Here is a 17,280-nt window from a genome sequence, read left to right as displayed (position 1 = left end):
GCACGGGCTGTCAACGCTGGTGCTGGGGTGTACGGAAATTCCGCTGGCGCTCAGCGCCGTTCCAGAGATGGATGAACTGGAGCTGGTGGACCCGGCGGCCTTGCTGGCACGGGCGCTGGCGCAACGGGCTTATGCGACGGCCTGATGGCTTGAATCGTCAGAGTGTTGACTCAAATTGACCTTTGGCCCAATAAAAGCGGGCGCAAGCAGCTATTAAAACCGTAGCGGATTACTGATCTACCGACGCACTCCAGCGGCTGCCCCAAGCTTTGTCCATGTCGCGGCGGTCGCGCTTGGTCGGGCGGCCGTGCTCAATGCTGCTGGCGGGCTCATTGGCAAAGCGGCGCTGTTCGGCCGCCAGCGCCCTTGCACGCAGGCTGTCGGCGGTTTCTTCATAAAGCTGTTGCGCCACCGGGGCTGAGCCGCGCTGCTTGCTCACGGCCAGCACGCGGACCGTGCGCGTCACGGCGCCTTGCCGTATGGCGACCATGTCGCCGGCTTTGACTTCGCGGGCAGGCTTGGCCTCCTGGTCGTTGATCCGGACGCGGCCCCTGTCAATCTCGTCGGCAGCGAGCGATCGGGTTTTGTAAAAACGGGTGGCCCACAGCCACTTGTCGATGCGTAATTTATCCATCAACCCATATTCTGAACCAGCGGCAGCCGGACTGTGGCATCCAGACCCGCGATGTGCCCATGGTCTTGCCGGTTGTCCAGCGAGATGCTGCCATCCAGCGCCTGGGTGATTTCACGGCAAATCGCCAGCCCCAGCCCGGAGCCATGGCGGACGTTGCCGGCCGAAAAGGGCTGGAAAAGGCGGTCGCTCAACTCGCCGGTGATGCCGGGGCCGCTGTCGCTGATGGTCAGGGCCACATGCCGGGCGTCCCGCACGATGCGTACCGCCAGCGTGCCGCCGGTGGGGGAGTGCTTGATCGCGTTGTGCAGCAGGTTGCGGGTCAGCTCCCCGAGCATCCATTCGTGGGCTCTGACGGGGGCCGCCACGGTTTGAATCTCGAAGTCGATGTCTTTCTCGGCGATCAGGGGGGATACGTCGAGCGCCACCGAACGCACGACCTGCGCCAGGTCAATTGCCTGGAGATCGGCCTGCTGGCGCAACTGCTCCACCTTGGCCAGCGCCAGCATCTGGTTGGCCAGCAGGGTGGCGCGGGCCACCGTCTGGTTGATTTCAACGAGGGCTTCGCGGGGCTCCATGTCGCCGCGCAAGGCCGACTGAACTTGTGTCTTGAGCACGGCCAGCGGTGTGCGCAGTTGGTGCGAGGCGTCGCGCACAAAGCGTTTCTGGTGGTCCAGCAGGTGCTGCAGCCGTGCCATGACCTGGTTGGTGGCGTCAACCAGCGGCAGCAGCTCGCGCGGCGCATCCGGTGCGGCGATGGGGGTGAGATCCCCTTCGGGCCGGGCCTGCAGCTCGGCGCTGAGCCGGCGCACCGGGCGCGTGGCGCGCTGCACCACCACCACGGCCACCAGTGCAATCACCGCAACCAGAAGAGCCTGTCGCCACAGCGTGTCAAAGAGGATCTTGCGCGCCAGTGTCTGGCGCAACTCCAGCGTTTCAGCCACCTGGATCACGGCCATGGCCCGGCCTTGGGCGCTGACGACGGGTTGCAGCAGCACCGCCACCCGTACCGCTTCACCGCGGAAGCTATCGTCGTAAAAGTCAACCAGCGCGGCGTAGGCACTGCGGGTGGGTATGCGGCCCCGCCAGAACGGCAGCTCGCCAAAACCCGACACCATTTCTCCCTTGAGGCTGGAGACCCTGTAGAAAATCCGGCTCTGGTTGTCCGCTTCAAAGGCTTCCAGCGCGGCATAGGGAACGGTCACGCGCAGTTCGGACAGCTCGTCGTAGCCGACCACGTCCAGCTCCTCGCCGATCGATTTGGCCGAAGCCAGCAAGGTCCGGTCGTAGGCGATGTTGACGGCATTGAGCGCCTGCCGGTACAGGCTCACGGTATTGACCACGATCAGCAGACCCACGGGAAGCAGGATGCCTACGAGCAGGTATCTGCGTAACGATGTGGCCCCCACGCTTGTCACTGCGTGTACTTCGCTGCCCCCCGAGGGGGCTGAACTTGCTTGGGGCGGCCCTGCACCGCGTTCACTGGCCCTCACGCATCCACCTTCAGCAAATAGCCCAGGCCGCGCAAGGTCATCAGGCTCACGCCGGTATGGGCCAGTTTTTTGCGCAGCCGGTAGACCACCACTTCCACCGCCTCGTACTGGACATCGGCTTCCCCCGGAAACACCAGTTCGAACAGGCGCTCCTTGGAGACGGCATGGCCCGGCTTGGCGATCAACGCTTGCAGCAGGGCCAGCTCACGCGGCGTCAACTCCAGCACCTGGTCGCGGTGGTAAATCGCTCCGCTGTCTTTTTCATAGCGCAAACCGCCGACCCACTGGGGCGTCGTGCTGGTGTCGGTCTCGGCGCCGGCGCTGGGTCTGCGCCGGCTCAGGGCGCGCAGCCGCGCTTCCAGCTCGTCCAGGTCAAAGGGTTTTGGCAGGTAGTCGTCGGCGCCCGTGTTCAGGCCCATGATGCGGTCGCCCACCGTGCCGCGTGCCGTCAGGATGAGTACCGGCGTGGCCAGGCCCCGGCGGCGTGCCTGCTCCAGCACCTGCAGGCCGTCCAGGCCGGGCAGGGTCAGGTCGAGCACCACCACATCGGGCGTCGACGCCAGCCATTGTTCCAGTGCCAGCTTGCCATCGGTACAGCCCTGGACTTCCATGCCGCGCCGGCTCAAGGCGCGCTGCAAGGCGGCCTGCATGGAGGGATCGTCTTCAATCAGCAGTAATTTCATGTTCGGGGCCATGGACCGGACGTTAGCACTTTCCCTAATGCTTTTGGACAGCCATTTGACAGCCACGGCGCGCATGATGGGCGGGTTGTTCATCAACACTACCAATCAAGGAGACTCTTATGCGTCGTGATACCTTTCTGAAATCCATGGCGGCCATGGCTGCTGCGGGCGCTTTCCCCCTGTCGGCCCTGGCGGCCGCCAATGTCAAGATGATGATTCCAGCCAACCCCGGTGGCGGCTGGGACACCACCGGCCGCGCGCTGGGCAAGGCCCTGATGGATTCCGGCGCGGCTGCTACCGTGACCTATGAAAACAAGGGCGGCGCCGCAGGCGCACTGGGCCTGGCCCAGTTTGTCAATGGCAGCAAGGGCGACCCGAACGCGCTGATGGTCATGGGCGCCGTCATGCTGGGCGGCATCATCACCGGCAAGCCGCCGGTCAGCTTGTCGCAGGCCACGCCGATTGCGCGCCTGACCAGCGAGTACAACGTGTTCGTGCTGCCCGCCAACTCGCCATTCAAGTCGATGAAGGACGTGATCGAGCAGCTCAAGAAAGACCCCGGCAGCGTGAAGTGGGGCGGCGGCTCGCGCGGCTCCACCGAGCACATTGCAGCGGCCATGATCGCGCGTGAAGCCGGCGTCGACCCGGCCAAAATCAACTATGTGGCCTTCCGTGGGGGCGGCGAAGCCACCGCCGCCATTCTGGGCGGCAACGTCACGGTGGGCGGCAGCGGCTACAGCGAGTTTGCCGAGTACATCGCGGCCGGCAAGATGAGAGGTCTGGCCGTCACGTCCGAGAAGCGTCTGTCGGGCGTGAACATCCCCACGCTCAAGGAGCAGGGCATCAATGTGGTCATCGGCAACTGGCGCGGTGTCTATGGCGCCCCCGGCATCACGGCCGAGCAGCGCAAGGTCCTGACCGAGATGGTGCTCAAGGCGCTCAAATCCAAAGTCTGGACGGAATCTTCCGAGAAGAACAACTGGACACCCGCCGTGCTCACGGGCGCCGCGTTTGACAAATTCGTCGATGACGACTTTGCCAGCCTGCGCGCGACCATGGTCAAGTCCGGCATGATCTAAACCCCCAGTGGCGCAGGCCACGCCGCATCGCGGCGTGGCCTGCGCTTTGGCGTTCCCCATCTTTTTGAATCAAAGTTAGCCGGCAAGAGCTGACATAAGAGCTGACAGTTCAGACATTTGTGACGCCGGCATCTCCCGGCTGATGCCCGTGAGGCAAAAAATGACACAACAACCTCCCTCCCTTTTTCAGACATCGATAGGTGCAGGCGTACTGCTGCTGGGCCTGGGCCTGGCGGCGGGCGCCGTCAGCATCCCCGCCAATACCGGATATTCCGGTGTGGGTCCGAATTTTTTACCCTGGCTTGTCGCTCTGGCCTTGCTGGTGTGCGGCGGTTTCATCCTGTGGGAAGCGCGCTCCGGCGGTTTTCGTTCCATGGATGCGCCCACGGGTGATGTCCGCGGCTACTGGTCGGGCTTTGCCTGGGTTTCGGCCGGCTTGCTGGTCAATGCCGCCTTGATCACCACCATCGGTTTCATTCTGAGCTGCACGCTGTGCTTTGTGCTGGCGGTGCAGGGCTTGCATGGTGCTGAAGGCAAACCCGACCTGAACCCCCAGCGCTGGCTCAAGAACACCATGATTGGCCTGCTGATTTCTGCGCCTGTGTACTGGACGTTTACCCAATTTCTGGCCATCAATCTGCCAGGACTGACCTCAACAGGATGGCTGTAATGGAAATCTGGAATCTGCTTCTCCACGGCTTCATCACTGCGGCGACACCCATCAATTTGCTGTGGTGTTTTGTCGGCTGCGCCCTCGGCACCGCCGTCGGTGTGCTCCCCGGCATTGGCCCCGCCGTGGCAGTAGCCATGCTGCTGCCGATCACGGTCAAGGTCGAAGCCACGGCCTCAATGATCTTTTTTGCCGGCATTTACTACGGCGCCATGTACGGCGGCTCCACCACCTCCATTTTGCTGAACACGCCGGGAGAAACGGCCAGCATGGTGACGGCGATGGAAGGCAACAAGATGGCCAAGAGCGGGCGCGCAGGTGCGGCGCTGGCGACGGCGGCCATCGGCTCGTTTGTCGCGGGCAGCATTGCCACCGTGCTGGTCACGCTGTTTGCGCCCATCGTGGCTGACTTTGCCGTCAAGCTCGGCCCGCCCGAATACTTCATGCTGATGCTGCTGGCCTTTACCACCGTCAGTGCGGTGCTGGGCAAAAGCACCCTGCGCGGCTTGACTGCGCTGTTTATCGGGCTGGCGGCCGGCCTGATTGGCCTGGACCAGATTTCCGGCCAGGCCCGCTACACCGGTGGCGTGCCCGAGTTGCTCGATGGCATCGAGATCGTGCTGGTGGCCGTGGGTCTTTTTGCCGTGGCCGAGGCCTTGTATGCCGTGCTCTACGAAGGCAAGGTCGTCGACACGCAGAACAGGATGAGCAGGGTCTACATGACCAAAAAAGACTGGCGCCGCTCCATTCCGGCCTGGCTGCGGGGCACCGCCATCGGCATGCCGTTTGGCTGCATTCCGGCCGGCGGCACCGAGATCCCCACGTTTTTGAGCTACGCCACAGAAAAGAAACTGGCCAAGGACAAAAGCGAGTTCGGCACGAAGGGCGCCATTGAAGGCGTGGCCGGGCCTGAAGCGGCCAACAATGCGACGGTGACGGCTGCCATGATCCCGCTGCTCACACTGGGCATTCCCACGTCCAACACCACGGCCATTTTGCTGGGGGCTTTCCAGAACTACGGCATTCAGCCGGGCCCGCAACTCTTTAGCTCCTCGTCGGCGCTGGTGTGGGCATTGATTGCTTCGCTCTACATCGGCAACGTCATGCTGCTGGTGCTCAATCTGCCGCTGGTGGGCCTGTGGGTCAAGCTGCTCAAGATTCCCAAGGCGTATCTTTACGCCGGCATCCTGATTTTTGCCACCGTGGGCGTCTACGGCATGCGCCAGAGCGCGTTCGACCTGGTGCTGCTGTATGTCATTGGCGTGCTCGGTGTGCTGATGCGCCGTTTTGATTTTCCGACCGCCCCTGTCATCGTCGGCATGATTCTGGGCCCCCTGGCAGAGGCGCAGCTGCGCAATGCGATATCGATAGGCGAGGGCAGCCCGATGGTTTTCCTGCAGCGGCCCATGTCGCTGTCCCTGCTGGTGCTTGTGCTGGCGGTGCTTGCATTGCCACGCTTGTTCCGGCTTTTTGCAAGACGAAAGGTTGAACGGCCATGGTGAAACTCAAGCGACGTGAAATGCTGGGCGGTCTGGGGGCGGTTGCTTTAAGCAGCCTGGCCGCACCTTCCTGGGCACAGGCTTCCAAAGCGGCCCCGGCCGCCAAGGGCAAACCGGTTGCCAGGCTGGCGCAAAAACTGCGGCTGGTCATACCGGCCAATCCCGGCGGTGGTTGGGATCAGACCGGACGCGCCCTGGGCGCCTCGCTGGTGGCCGCTGGCGTTGTGGACGATATTGAGTATGAAAACAAGGGCGGCAAGGGCGGCACCATCGGGCTGGCTTACTACGCTGAAAAGTACAGCAATGACCCCAACACCCTGCTGATGGGCGGCATGGTCATGGTCGGCGCCGTGGCCCTGCAAAAACCCGCAGTCGACATGACGCGCATCCAGCCGGTGGCGCGCCTGACCAGCGACTACCTGGTCGTGGTGGTGGCTGCTGACTCGCCGATTCGCACCATCAGCGATCTGGCGGCGCGCATGCGCGCCAGCCCGAAGGATGTGCCGGTGGCTGGCGGTTCAGCCGGTGGTGTGGACCACATGTTTGCCGGCGTGTTTGCGCGCGGCTCCCGCAGCAAGCCTGAAGACCTGGTGTACCTGCCTTTCGCCGGTGGTGCTGAAGTGGTGCAGGCCGTGCTGACGGGCAAGGCCGTGGCCGGCGTTTCTGGCTACAGCGAATTCAGCGAGCAGCTGAGCAGCGGCAAGCTGCGGGCTATTGGCGTGTCGTCCAAGCGCCCCGTGTTTGGCATTCCGTCCATTCGCGAGCAGGGCGTGGATGTGGACATGGCCAACTGGCGCGGTGTGTTCACCGGCCAGGGCGTCTCGGCAGCCCGGCAGGCCGAGATGGTCGAAGCGGTCAAGCAGGCGACCAGCCATGAGTCGTGGCTGAAAGTCCTCAAGCAGAACCGCTGGGAGGCTTCGTGGCTTTCGGGTTCGAACTTCAACAGCTTCATCGACTTTGACATGACAACCGCTCGCGTGATGGTGCACCTGCTCAAGCTCAAGGCCTGAGCGGACTGCGCGGTAATATCTGCGCATGAAAAAGACAGACAGCCTGCCGCCGGGTCTTCCGCTGGATGCCCAGGGCATCCTCGAGCTGGCGGCACGCTCGATGTTTCATTTGTTCTCCAGCATCAGCCAGGGCATGTTCCTGGTGGATCGCACGGGGCGCATCGTCTGGGTCAACGAGGGCTACAAGCGGTTTCTGCCCGCGCTCGGCTTTTCTTCGGTGGACCAGTTTGTCGGGCACATGGTCGAAGAAGTCATTCCCAACACCCAGATGCGGCGCGTGCTGGAGACCGGCGAACCCTTCCTGATTGACCTGCTGACCAACCAGGCGGGCACCTTTGTGGTCAGCCGCATCCCCTTGCGTGATGAGCGGGATGGCCGGGTCATCGGGGCCATTGGCATCGTGCTGTTTGACCACCCCGAGACCACGCTGCAGCCGCTGATCAGCAAGTTTGCCCTGCTGCAGCGCGATCTGGACGATGCGCGCCGCGAGCTGGCCAGCCAGCGCCTGGGGCAGCGCCAGTCCAAATACACCTTTGCCAGTTTCGTCGGCACCAGCCCGGCCGCGGTGGAGGTCAAGCGCCAGGCCCGGCGTGCGGCCCAGTCCTTGAGCCCGGTGTTGCTGCTCGGCGAAACCGGCACCGGCAAGGAACTGCTGGCCCATGCCATCCATGCATCGTCAGCCCGGGCGCGCGGCCCCTTCGTCAGTGTGAACATTGCCGCCGTGCCCGACACGTTGCTGGAAGCCGAGTTTTTTGGCGTGGCCCCGGGCGCCTACACCGGCGCCGACCGCAAGGGCCGCGAGGGCAAGTTCAAGCTTGCTGACGGCGGCACCCTGTTTCTCGATGAAATAGGGGACATGCCCCAGGGTCTGCAGGCCAAGCTGCTGCGTGCCCTGCAGGAGGGCGAGATTGAGCCGCTGGGCTCCAACCGGCTGCAGTCTTTTGATGCCCGGGTGATCGCCGCCACCTCGCGCGACCTCGCGGCGCTGGTGCGCGAAGGCCGGTTTCGCGAGGACTTGTACTACCGGCTCAATGTGCTGCCGATCCGGGTGCCGCCCCTGCGCGAGCGGCGCAGCGATATCCCGGCGCTGGTGGAGGTGCTGGGCGAAGACATGGCCTTGCGCAGCGGCGGCGCCCAGCCTGAGCTGTCGGCTGAAGGCCTGGCCTTGCTGTCGGCCCAGACCTGGCGGGGCAATATCCGTGAGTTGCGCAACGTGCTGGAGCAGGCAGCCATGCGCAGCGATTCGCCGCATATCCCTCGGGCGCAACTGCTGGCGGTATTGCGTGAGGCGGGCTCCGAGCAGCTTGCCGGGGGTGCACTGAACGGATTTCACGAAGACGGCCTTCATGTCCACACCTCCGCTGCCATCCGCCCGCTGGCCGAGCAGGTCGCCGAACTGGAGCAGCGAGCCATCACCGCCGCCTTGCAGGCCACGCAAGGCAACAAGCAGGCGGCTGCGCGCCTGCTGGGGATCTCGCGTGCAACCCTGTATGAGCGATTGGGTGGAAATGTCTGAAATAAATACAGTGTATGAATTTAAGGCATTTGAATGTCTTGAAAATAGACAGTCCTAGGTGTCTTTGGGAAAAATCCCATATGAATCAAAGCGTTGGAAGCTGGCATGCCCTGTGCTGTATTGGTGCAGGCAAGCTCATAACTAGGAGACATTCATGTACCGTCGCACCCTGATTGCACTGGCCGCGCTGGCCAGCGCTGTATTTGCTTCCCCTTCCGCCCTGAGCCAGTCTGGCGAAATCCGGATTGCCCACGTTTACAGCAAGACCGGGCCGCTGGAGGCCTATGGCAAGCAAACCGCTGTGGGTTTCATGATGGGCCTGGATTACGCGACCGGCGGCACCATGGCCGTGGCAGGCAAAAAACTGGTGGTGATTGAAAAAGACGATCAGGGCAAGCCGGATCTGGGCAAGTCGCTGCTGGCCGCCGCCTACTCGGATGACAAGGCCGATCTGGCTGTCGGCCCCAGCTCGTCAGGGGTGGCGCTGGCCATGCTGCCGGTGGCTGAAGAGTACAAAAAAATCCTGCTGGTCGAGCCCGCCGTGGCGGATTCCATCACCGGCGACAAATGGAACAGGTACATCTTCCGCACCGGCCGCAACAGCTCGCAGGACGCCATCTCGAACGCCGTGGCGCTCGACAAATCGGGCGTGACCATCGCCACGCTGGCGCAGGACTATGCCTTTGGCCGTGACGGCGTCAAGGCCTTCAAGGACTCGATCAAAAAAGCCAAACTGGTTCACGAGGAATACCTGCCGACCAGCACCACCGACTTCACGGCGGGCGCGCAGCGTTTGATTGACAAGCTCAAGGACCAGCCGGGCCGCAAAATCATCTTCATCCTGTGGGCAGGCGCGGGCAACCCTTTCAAGATTGCCGACCTGGACCTCAAGCGCTATGGCATCGAAATAGCCACGGGGGGCAACATCCTGCCGGCCATGGCCAGCTTCAAGAGTTTCCCGGGCATGGAGGGGGCCAGCTACTACTACTTTGGCATCCCGAAAAATCCGGTGAACGAGGCCATGGTCTCGCGCCATTACAACCAGTTCAAGGCGCCGCCGGACTTTTTCACCGCCGGTGGCTTTTCGGCCGCGATGGCGGTGGTGACGGCGCTCAAAAACAGCAAGGGCGACGCCAGCGCCAACACCCTGATCAAGACCATGGAAGGCATGAGCTTTGAGACGCCCAAAGGCCGGATGACTTTCCGCAAGGAAGACCACCAGGCCATGCAGAACATGTACCACTTCAAGATCAAGGTGGACCCGGCGTTTGCCTGGGGCGTTCCTGAACTCGTGCGCGAAATTAAAGCTGACGAAATGCAGGTCCCTATTCGCAACAAGCGGTAGTTTCGCAACCTCCGTTCAGGCTGAGCTTGTCGAAGCCCGCAGGCAAGCTCAGGGTGAACGGATAAACCTGTCGCACTGACGGGAATCCTCCATGCTTCAAACCAAAGAACTCACGGTCCGCTTCGGCGGGCACGTGGCGGTCAACGCTGTCAGCTGCACGTTTGCACCGGGCACGCTGACTGCCATCGTCGGCCCCAATGGCGCGGGCAAGACGACTTATTTCAACCTGATTTCTGGGCAGCTCGAGGCCAGCAGTGGCTCGGTCCTGCTCAACGGGCACGATCTTTCCAGCCTGAGCGCCTCGGCCCGTACGCGTGCCGGCCTGGGCCGGGCGTTCCAGCTGACCAACCTGTTTCCCAATCTTTCAGTGCTGGAAAACGTGCGCCTGGCGGTGCAGGCGACGCGCCAGGGGCCGCACCGGCATGGTTTGAATCTGTGGAGCATCTGGAGCGATCACCAGGCGCTCACACAGCGGGCCCATGAGATTCTGGCAACGGTTGCGATGACTGACAAACAGCATATGCCGGTCGCCAGCCTGCCGCACGGTGACCAGCGAAAGCTCGAGGTTGCCTTGCTGATGGCGCTGGAGTCGCAGGTTTTCATGTTTGACGAACCGACGGCCGGCATGAGCACCGACGAAGCACCGGTCATTCTCAACCTGATTCGCCAGCTCAAGCAGGACAAGCGAAAAACCATTCTGCTGGTGGAGCACAAGATGGACGTGGTGCGTGAGCTCGCCGACCGCATCATCGTGCTGCACAACGGCACGCTGGTGGCCGATGGCGAGCCGGCCGAGGTGATTGCCTCGCCGATTGTCCAAGAGGCTTACCTTGGTGTGGCTCGCGACCCCGTTCGCCCTGAGCTTGTCGAAGGGCCCTTCGACCTTGCTCAGGACTGGCTTCGACAGGCTCAGCCCGAACGGACGGGAGGCCAGGCATGAGCGCGAATCTTCTGACCCTGTCGGGTGTGCACACCCACATCGGGGCTTATCACATCCTTCATGGCGTGGACCTCAAGATTCCGCGCGGCCAGCTGACCATGCTGCTGGGCCGCAATGGTGCGGGCAAGACCACGACGCTGCGCACCATCATGGGCCTGTGGCATGCGTCGCAAGGCCGCATCACGTTCGATGGAAAAGACATCACGGCGCTCCATACGCCGCAGATTGCCGAACTCAACGTCGCCTACGTGCCCGAGAACATGGGCATCTTTGCCGACCTCACGGTCAAGGAAAACATGCTGCTGGCGGCACGCAACGCCAAGCGTGCCAGCCAGATGGATGAGGCGCGCCTGAAATGGATTTTCTCGCTGTTCCCCGCGGTCGAGAAATTCTGGAACCACCCGGCCGGCAAGCTGTCGGGCGGGCAAAAGCAGATGTTGGCGGTCTCGCGCGCCATCGTCGAGCCGCGCGAGCTGCTGATCGTCGATGAGCCCAGCAAGGGCCTGGCGCCAGCCATCATCAACAACATGATCGACGCCTTTGCGCAGCTCAAAGCCAGCGGCGTGACCATCCTGCTGGTGGAGCAGAACATCAACTTCGCCAAACGCCTGGGCGACAGCGTGGCCGTGATGGACAACGGCGTGGTCGTGCATGCCGGAACGATGAAGCAACTGGCCGAGGACGAGGGTTTGCAGCAGTCGCTGCTGGGGTTGGCACTATGAAAGACTTTGACTGGAAACCACTGGCGCTGGTACCGCTGCTCGCGCTGCTGGTGCTGCCCCTGATTGGCTCTGGCTCGACCTGGCTGACGCTGACGGTGGCCGGCCTGGCTATGGGCATGATCATCTTCATCATTGCTTCGGGCCTCACGCTGGTGTTTGGCCTGATGGACGTGCTGAATTTTGGCCATGGCGTGTTCATCGCGCTGGGCGCCTTTGTGGCGGCCAGCGTGCTGGGCAGCATGGCAGACTGGACCGGCTCGCAGGACCTGTGGCGCAACGTGGCGGCGGTGCTGCCTGCCATGCTGGTGGCCATGTTGGTCTCGGGGGCCATCGGCCTGGCATTTGAGCGCTTCATTGTGCGGCCGGTGTATGGCCAGCACCTCAAGCAGATATTGATCACCATGGGCGGCATGATCATTGGCGAAGAGCTCATCAAGGTCATCTGGGGCCCGCAGCAGATTCCGCTGCCGCTGCCGCAGGCGATGCGGGGTTCCCTGCTGGTGGGCGATGCCGCGATTGAAAAGTACCGGCTCATCGCAGTGGTGGTGGGGCTGGTGGTGTTTGGCCTGCTGGCCTGGACTTTGAGCCGCACCAAGATTGGCCTCTTGATTCGCGCCGGGGTGCAGGACCGCGAAATGGTCGAGTCGCTGGGCTACCGCATCAGGCGCCTGTTTGTCGGTGTGTTTGTCGTCGGCAGCGCGCTGGCGGGCCTGGGCGGCGTGATGTGGGGGCTGTACCAGCAAAATCTGGTGCCGCAAATGGGCGCGCAGGTCAATGTGCTGATCTTTATCGTCATCATCATCGGCGGGCTGGGGTCAACCGGCGGTGCATTGATGGGTGCGCTGCTGGTCGGGCTGATGGCCAACTACACCGGCTTTCTGGCGCCCAAGGTGGCGCTGTTTTCCAACATTGCACTGATGGCCGCGGTGCTGTTGTGGCGTCCACAGGGGGTCTACCCCGTGGCCAACCGATGAACACCTTCCATCCGTTCGGGCTCTCCCATGCTGAAAAGACTTCTGTCCAATGACTTTCCGCGCAGCCGTGTGCTGGCCGTGGTGCTGCTGGTCCTGCTGCTGGGGCTGGCCTTTGCACCCTTTATTTTCCCGGGTGTCAAGGCGCTCAATGTGGCGGCCAAGATTCTGGTCTTCGTGGTGCTGGTGGCCAGCTTTGACTTGCTGCTGGGCTACACCGGCATCGTGAGCTTTGCCCACACCATGTTCTTCGGCATTGGCGCCTACGGCATCGCCGTGGCCAGCACGCGCCTGGGTGCCACCTGGGAGGCGCTGGTCGCCGGGCTGGCCGGCGCGCTGGCGCTGTCGTTTGCATTGGCGCTGGTGGTGGGCCTCTTTTCACTGCGGGTCAAGGCCATCTTTTTCGCCATGATCACGCTGGCGGTCGCCTCGGCCTTTCAGACCCTGGCGTCGCAGCTGTCGGACATCACCGGCGGTGAAGACGGCCTGACCTTCAAGGTGCCCGAGCTGCTGTCGCCCAGTTTCGAGTTGATGGAAACCCCGTTTCTGGGCGTCGCCCTCGACGGGCGGCTGCTCTGCTACTACCTGCTGTTTGCGGCCGCGACACTCTTGCTGCTTGCGCTGCTGCGCATCGTCAACTCGCCGTTTGGCCGTGTGCTGCAGGCCATTCGTGAAAATGAATTCCGCGCCGAAGCCATTGGTTACCGCGTGGTGGTCTACCGCACCACCTCCAGCGTTCTCTCGGCGCTGTTTGCTTGCGCTTCCGGCGCCATGCTCGCGCTCTGGCTGCGCTACAACGGGCCGGACACCTCGCTGTCCTTCGAAATCATGATGGATGTGCTGCTGATCGTGGTGATAGGCGGCATGGGGACGATTTACGGTGCGGCGGTGGGGGCGGTGCTGTTCGTGGTGGCGCAGAGCTACCTGCAGGATTTGCTGCGCCTGGGCAGCGAGGCCGCTGCAGGCTGGCCCTGGCTGGCCGCGCTGTTGTCGCCTGACCGCTGGCTGCTTTGGCTCGGGCTTCTTTTCGTGCTGTCGGTTTACTACTTTCCCACCGGGGTCGTCGGGCGCTTGCGCGCCAGTTCGGCAGGAGGAAAATCATGAGTCTGCGTTCACCATGCGCTTCCCACTATGTGACCTGTGCCGGGCGCGAGATTCATTACACGGAGTGGGGCGCACAGCATGAGCGCACCGTCATTGCCTGGCATGGCCTGGCCCGCACCGGGCGCGACATGGATGAGCTGGCCGAACACCTGAGCAGCCGTTACCGCGTGATTTGCCCGGATACGATAGGGCGCGGCTTGAGCCAATGGAGCCCTCGGCCGGCGCAAGAGTACTGTCTGCGGTTTTATGCACGCATTGCAGCGGCACTGTTTGATCAATTGAAGATTGAAAAGGCGCATTGGGTGGGCACATCCATGGGCGGCGCCATTGGAACCGTCTGCGCGTCAGGCCTGTTTCAGCCCGGCATGAAGAACCGCATTCAGAGTCTGACCTTGAACGACAATGCGCCGCAGCTGGCAGACGCCGCCATTGGCCGCATTCGCGCCTATGCGGGCAGCCCACCGGCTTTTGACACCGTGCTTGAACTGGAAGCTTTCTTTCGCATGGTTTACAAGCCCTACGGCTGGTTGAGCGATGCGCAATGGCGGCGCTTGACTGAAACTTCCGCGCGCCGCTTGCCGGACGGGCGTGTGACACCGCACTACGACCCCGCCATGGTGCAGCAATTCATCAGCCATCCCGACGACTATTTGATTTGGGACCATTACGACGTCCTCAACATCCCGGTGCTGTGTTTACGCGGCGCGGACTCCGATCTGGTGCTGCGTGAAACCACCCGCGAGATGATGCGTCGCGGCCCGGGTGCCTCGGGCTTGACGCAGGTGGTGGAGGTTGACGGCTGCGGCCACGCGCCCGCGCTCAATGTGCCCGGCCAGCTGGACCGGGTGGCAGCGTTCATCGATGCTGTGCGCTGAGTCTTGTCAGGCGTTTTCAATGTTTGAGTCAATCGAAGCGGTCGTCCTGCACCTGCACCATGCCGCCCTCGACCCGCACCGGGAAGGTCGCCACCGGCTCGTAGGCCGGCGGCGACAGCGCCTCGCCGGTGACCAGCGAGAACTGCGCGCCGTGGCGGGGACAGACGATGATGTCGTCCAGCTGTTCGCCGTCGGACAGGGTCTCGGCCTCGTGGGTGCACACATCCTCGATCGCGTAGTAGCGGCCGTTGACGTTGAACACGGCGATGGGCACGCCGTCCACGTCCACGGTGCGGCAGGTGCCGGGCGGAAAGCCGTCGGCCGGGGCAACGTTGGTCCAGTCGGCCATCACAGCAGCCCCAGTTGCAGGCGCGCCGCCTCGCTCATCATGCCCTTGGACCAGGGCGGCTCCCACACCAGTTCGACCTCGACCTCGTTGACGCCGGGCACTCCGTCGACGGTACTGCCGACCAACTCAGGAAAGGTCTGTGCCACCGGGCAACCGGGGGCGGTCAGCGTCAGGCGGATATGCACCTTGCCCTGGGCCTCGTCCACATCCAGGCCATAGATGAGGCCGAGGTCATAGATATTGACCGGGATTTCCGGGTCAAACACGCCTCGCAAGGCCTCGATCACCTGCGCCTGCAAGCCCGTGGCAGGGGTCGTGGCAGCCGGCGCAGCAGGAGGCGGGGCAACGGCCTCCTTGGCCCGGTGTATCAACTCGAAAATGTTCATCGCATTCACTCCGTTGAAACCGGCTGGCTGGCCTCGTGCAGCGCCGCCTGCAGCGTATGCCAGGCCAGGGTGGCGCATTTCACCCGTACCGGGAATTCGCGCACGCCGGCCAGCACCTCCAGCTTGCCCAGCGCAACCACTGGCGGCGAGTCGCCGCCACCCGCCACCAGCGCGTGAAAGCCGGCAAACAGGGCCTCTACTTGCGCCTCTGTCTTGCCCTTGAGGGCGTCGGTCATCAGCGACGCCGAGGCAGTGGAAATAGCGCAGCCCGAGCCTTCGAAGCGGGCGTCTTCGATCACACCGTCCACCACCTTGAGGTAAAGCGTCAGCCGGTCGCCGCACAGCGGGTTGAAACCCTCGGCACGGCGGTTGGCCCCCGCCAGCGGCCCGAAATTGTGCGGGTGGCGGTAGTGGTCGACGATGAGCTCCTGGTAGAGATCGCGCAAGTCAGACATCAGCCAAATACCTCCTGCGCCCTGCGGATCGCGCGCAGCAGCACATCCACCTCCTCGACCGTGTTGTAGAGCGCGAACGAGGCGCGCACCGTGGCGGGCACGCCGAAGTGCGCCATCACCGGCATGGCGCAATGGTGGCCGGCGCGCACCGCCACCCCCTCGTCGTCGAGGATGGTGCCGACATCGTGCGGGTGCACGCCCTCCACGGTGAACGACAGGATGCTCGCCTTGTCCCGGGCGGTGCCGATGAGGCGCAGGCCGGCGATGCCGGCTGCCCGTTCGGTGGCGTACGCCAGCAGCGCGTGTTCGTGGGCGGCGATGGCGGGCAAACCCACCGTGCCCACATAGTCGATCGCCGCCCCCAGGACGATGCCGCCCGCGATATGGGGGGTGCCTGCCTCGAACTTGTACGGCAGGTCGTTATACGTCGTTCGGGCGAAGGTGACCTCGCGGATCATGTCGCCGCCGCCCTGGTAGGGCGGCATGGCGTCCAGCAGTGCCGCCTTGCCGTAGAGCACGCCGATGCCGGTCGGGCCATAGAGCTTGTGGCCGGAGAAGGCGTAGAAATCGCAGTCGAGCGCCTGTACGTCGACCGGCAGGTGGGCCACCGCTTGGGCGCCATCGACCAGCACCACCGCCCCCGCCGCATGGGCGAGCGCGACGAGGTGCTGCACCGGGTTGATGCTGCCGAGCGCGTTCGACAGATGTGTGAGCGCGACCAGGCGCGTCGCCGGGCCCAGCAGGTGCTCGAACGCGTCCAGGCGCAGCTCGCCGGCGTCGTCGATGGGGGCGACGCGCAGCACCGCGCCCGTGCGCTCGCACAGCAGCTGCCACGGCACGATGTTGGAGTGGTGCTCCATCTCGGTGATCAGGATCTCGTCGCCGGGCCGCAGGCGTTGCCCATAACTCGCCGCCACCAGGTTGATCGCCTCGGTGGTGCCGCGCACGAACACGATTTCCTCGCGGCGCTCCGCATTGATGAAGCGCTGCACGGTGTCGCGCGCCGCCTCAAAGGCCTCGGTCGCCTGCTGACTCAGGCTGTGCACGCCGCGGTGGATGTTGGCGTTCAGTTCTGCGTAGTAGCGCGCCTCGCACTCGATCACGCACTGTGGCTTCTGGGTGGTGGCGGCGTTGTCCAGGTAGACCAGGGGCTTGCCGTGCACGCTCTGGCGCAGGATGGGGAAATCCTGCCGCAGCCGCGCCACCGCCAGTGCAGCCTGGGGCGCGCTGGTGCGTGCAGTCAGTTCGTTCATCACGGCGTTCATAGCAGTTCCTTCACCCGCTCGGGCAGGCGCCCCAGCAGCAGCTTTTCCAGCCGCGCCCGCAGCGGCACAATGCCCACCCGGGCTATCACTTCCTCGGCGAAGGCGAAGGTGAGCAGCGCGCGCGCGGACGCATCGTCCACGCCGCGCGAGCGCAGGTAGAAGATCTGCTCGGGGTCGAGCTGGCCGACGGTGGCGCCGTGGCTGCATTTCACGTCGTCGGCGTAGATCTCCAGTTGCGGTTTGGTATCGACTTCGGCGTTGTCCGACAGCAGCAGGTTGCGGTTGGT

Annotated in this window: 19 protein-coding genes; 11 read left to right on the top strand and 8 right to left on the bottom strand. The window is 63.6% G+C overall.

Annotation, left to right across the window (positions count from 1 at the left end):
• Window positions 1-229: 229 nt before the first annotated feature.
• The 3 genes from V6M61_RS18895 to V6M61_RS18885 all read right to left on the bottom strand — a co-directional run bounded on the left by V6M61_RS18895 (window position 230) and on the right by V6M61_RS18885 (window position 2,807).
• Window positions 230-634, bottom strand: a complete 405-nt coding sequence (locus V6M61_RS18895) for an RNA-binding S4 domain-containing protein (RefSeq protein WP_332778143.1) — start codon at window positions 632-634, stop codon at window positions 230-232.
• Entirely contained in the window at window positions 634-1,998 is a 1,365-nt protein-coding gene (locus tag V6M61_RS18890; protein ID WP_442957813.1) for a sensor histidine kinase, read from the bottom strand. The genes V6M61_RS18895 and V6M61_RS18890 overlap by 1 nt, the downstream gene beginning before the upstream one ends.
• Before the next feature lie 122 nt (window positions 1,999-2,120).
• The gene (locus V6M61_RS18885) at window positions 2,121-2,807 is read right to left on the bottom strand and encodes a response regulator transcription factor (protein WP_332778141.1); all 687 of its coding nucleotides are present in this window, start codon (window positions 2,805-2,807) and stop codon (window positions 2,121-2,123) included.
• Window positions 2,808-2,926: 119 nt separating this feature from the next.
• Between V6M61_RS18885 and V6M61_RS18880 the strand changes: the two genes are divergently transcribed.
• From V6M61_RS18880 to V6M61_RS18830, 11 genes are all read left to right on the top strand, one after another.
• Window positions 2,927-3,886 carry a tripartite tricarboxylate transporter substrate binding protein gene (locus V6M61_RS18880; protein WP_332778140.1) on the top strand — a complete coding sequence of 320 codons (960 nt, stop codon included), beginning with the start codon at window positions 2,927-2,929 and terminating at the stop codon, window positions 3,884-3,886.
• 160 nt (window positions 3,887-4,046) lie between these two features.
• Window positions 4,047-4,556, top strand: a complete 510-nt coding sequence (locus V6M61_RS18875; RefSeq protein ID WP_332778139.1) for a tripartite tricarboxylate transporter TctB family protein — start codon at window positions 4,047-4,049, stop codon at window positions 4,554-4,556.
• A complete protein-coding gene (locus tag V6M61_RS18870; RefSeq protein WP_332778138.1) occupies window positions 4,556-6,058 on the top strand; it encodes a tripartite tricarboxylate transporter permease in 1,503 nt (500 codons plus the stop codon). The genes V6M61_RS18875 and V6M61_RS18870 overlap by 1 nt, the downstream gene beginning before the upstream one ends.
• Window positions 6,052-7,065, top strand: a complete 1,014-nt coding sequence (locus V6M61_RS18865; RefSeq protein WP_332778137.1) for a Bug family tripartite tricarboxylate transporter substrate binding protein — start codon at window positions 6,052-6,054, stop codon at window positions 7,063-7,065. Before V6M61_RS18870 ends, V6M61_RS18865 begins: the two co-directional genes overlap by 7 nt.
• Window positions 7,066-7,090: 25 nt before the next feature.
• On the top strand, window positions 7,091-8,581 hold the full coding sequence (locus V6M61_RS18860) for a sigma-54 interaction domain-containing protein (protein ID WP_332778136.1): 1,491 nt from the start codon (window positions 7,091-7,093) through the stop codon (window positions 8,579-8,581).
• Between the two features lie 154 nt (window positions 8,582-8,735).
• On the top strand, window positions 8,736-9,926 hold the full coding sequence (locus V6M61_RS18855; RefSeq protein WP_332778135.1) for a substrate-binding domain-containing protein: 1,191 nt from the start codon (window positions 8,736-8,738) through the stop codon (window positions 9,924-9,926).
• A gap of 91 nt (window positions 9,927-10,017) precedes the next feature.
• Window positions 10,018-10,866 carry an ABC transporter ATP-binding protein gene (locus V6M61_RS18850; RefSeq protein ID WP_332778134.1) on the top strand — a complete coding sequence of 283 codons (849 nt, stop codon included), beginning with the start codon at window positions 10,018-10,020 and terminating at the stop codon, window positions 10,864-10,866.
• Window positions 10,863-11,588: an ABC transporter ATP-binding protein gene (locus V6M61_RS18845; RefSeq protein ID WP_332778133.1), complete on the top strand. Its 726-nt coding sequence runs from the start codon at window positions 10,863-10,865 to the stop codon at window positions 11,586-11,588. The genes V6M61_RS18850 and V6M61_RS18845 overlap by 4 nt, the downstream gene beginning before the upstream one ends.
• The gene (locus tag V6M61_RS18840) at window positions 11,585-12,562 is read left to right on the top strand and encodes a branched-chain amino acid ABC transporter permease (RefSeq protein ID WP_332778132.1); all 978 of its coding nucleotides are present in this window, start codon (window positions 11,585-11,587) and stop codon (window positions 12,560-12,562) included. The genes V6M61_RS18845 and V6M61_RS18840 overlap by 4 nt, the downstream gene beginning before the upstream one ends.
• A 27-nt stretch (window positions 12,563-12,589) precedes the next feature.
• A complete protein-coding gene (locus V6M61_RS18835; protein WP_332778131.1) occupies window positions 12,590-13,663 on the top strand; it encodes a branched-chain amino acid ABC transporter permease in 1,074 nt (357 codons plus the stop codon).
• The gene (locus V6M61_RS18830) at window positions 13,660-14,538 is read left to right on the top strand and encodes an alpha/beta fold hydrolase (RefSeq protein ID WP_332778130.1); all 879 of its coding nucleotides are present in this window, start codon (window positions 13,660-13,662) and stop codon (window positions 14,536-14,538) included. The genes V6M61_RS18835 and V6M61_RS18830 overlap by 4 nt, the downstream gene beginning before the upstream one ends.
• A gap of 28 nt (window positions 14,539-14,566) precedes the next feature.
• Here V6M61_RS18830 and V6M61_RS18825 read toward each other — a convergent pair whose 3' ends face one another.
• From V6M61_RS18825 to V6M61_RS18805, 5 genes are all read right to left on the bottom strand, one after another.
• Complete coding sequence (locus V6M61_RS18825; RefSeq protein ID WP_332778129.1) at window positions 14,567-14,887, bottom strand: non-heme iron oxygenase ferredoxin subunit; 321 nt, start codon at window positions 14,885-14,887, stop codon at window positions 14,567-14,569.
• Window positions 14,887-15,273 (bottom strand): SUF system Fe-S cluster assembly protein, encoded by a 387-nt coding sequence (locus V6M61_RS18820; protein ID WP_332778128.1) that lies wholly within the window; start codon window positions 15,271-15,273, stop codon window positions 14,887-14,889. Before V6M61_RS18820 ends, V6M61_RS18825 begins: the two co-directional genes overlap by 1 nt.
• 5 nt (window positions 15,274-15,278) lie before the next feature.
• The gene (gene sufU, locus V6M61_RS18815) at window positions 15,279-15,728 is read right to left on the bottom strand and encodes a Fe-S cluster assembly sulfur transfer protein SufU (protein ID WP_332778127.1); all 450 of its coding nucleotides are present in this window, start codon (window positions 15,726-15,728) and stop codon (window positions 15,279-15,281) included.
• Window positions 15,728-16,981, bottom strand: a complete 1,254-nt coding sequence (locus V6M61_RS18810; protein WP_442957812.1) for a SufS family cysteine desulfurase — start codon at window positions 16,979-16,981, stop codon at window positions 15,728-15,730. The genes sufU and V6M61_RS18810 overlap by 1 nt, the downstream gene beginning before the upstream one ends.
• 8 nt (window positions 16,982-16,989) lie before the next feature.
• Window positions 16,990-17,280, bottom strand: a 291-nt coding sequence (locus V6M61_RS18805) for a SufD family Fe-S cluster assembly protein (RefSeq protein WP_332778125.1), incomplete at its 5' end; no start/stop codon positions are given.

Origin of the sequence: Polaromonas sp. (assembly GCF_036676035.1) — a bacterium.
Lineage (GTDB): Bacteria > Pseudomonadota > Gammaproteobacteria > Burkholderiales > Burkholderiaceae_C > Polaromonas.
Note: the sequence above shows the minus strand (reverse complement) of the source record. Positions and strands in the feature narration are given on the sequence as shown.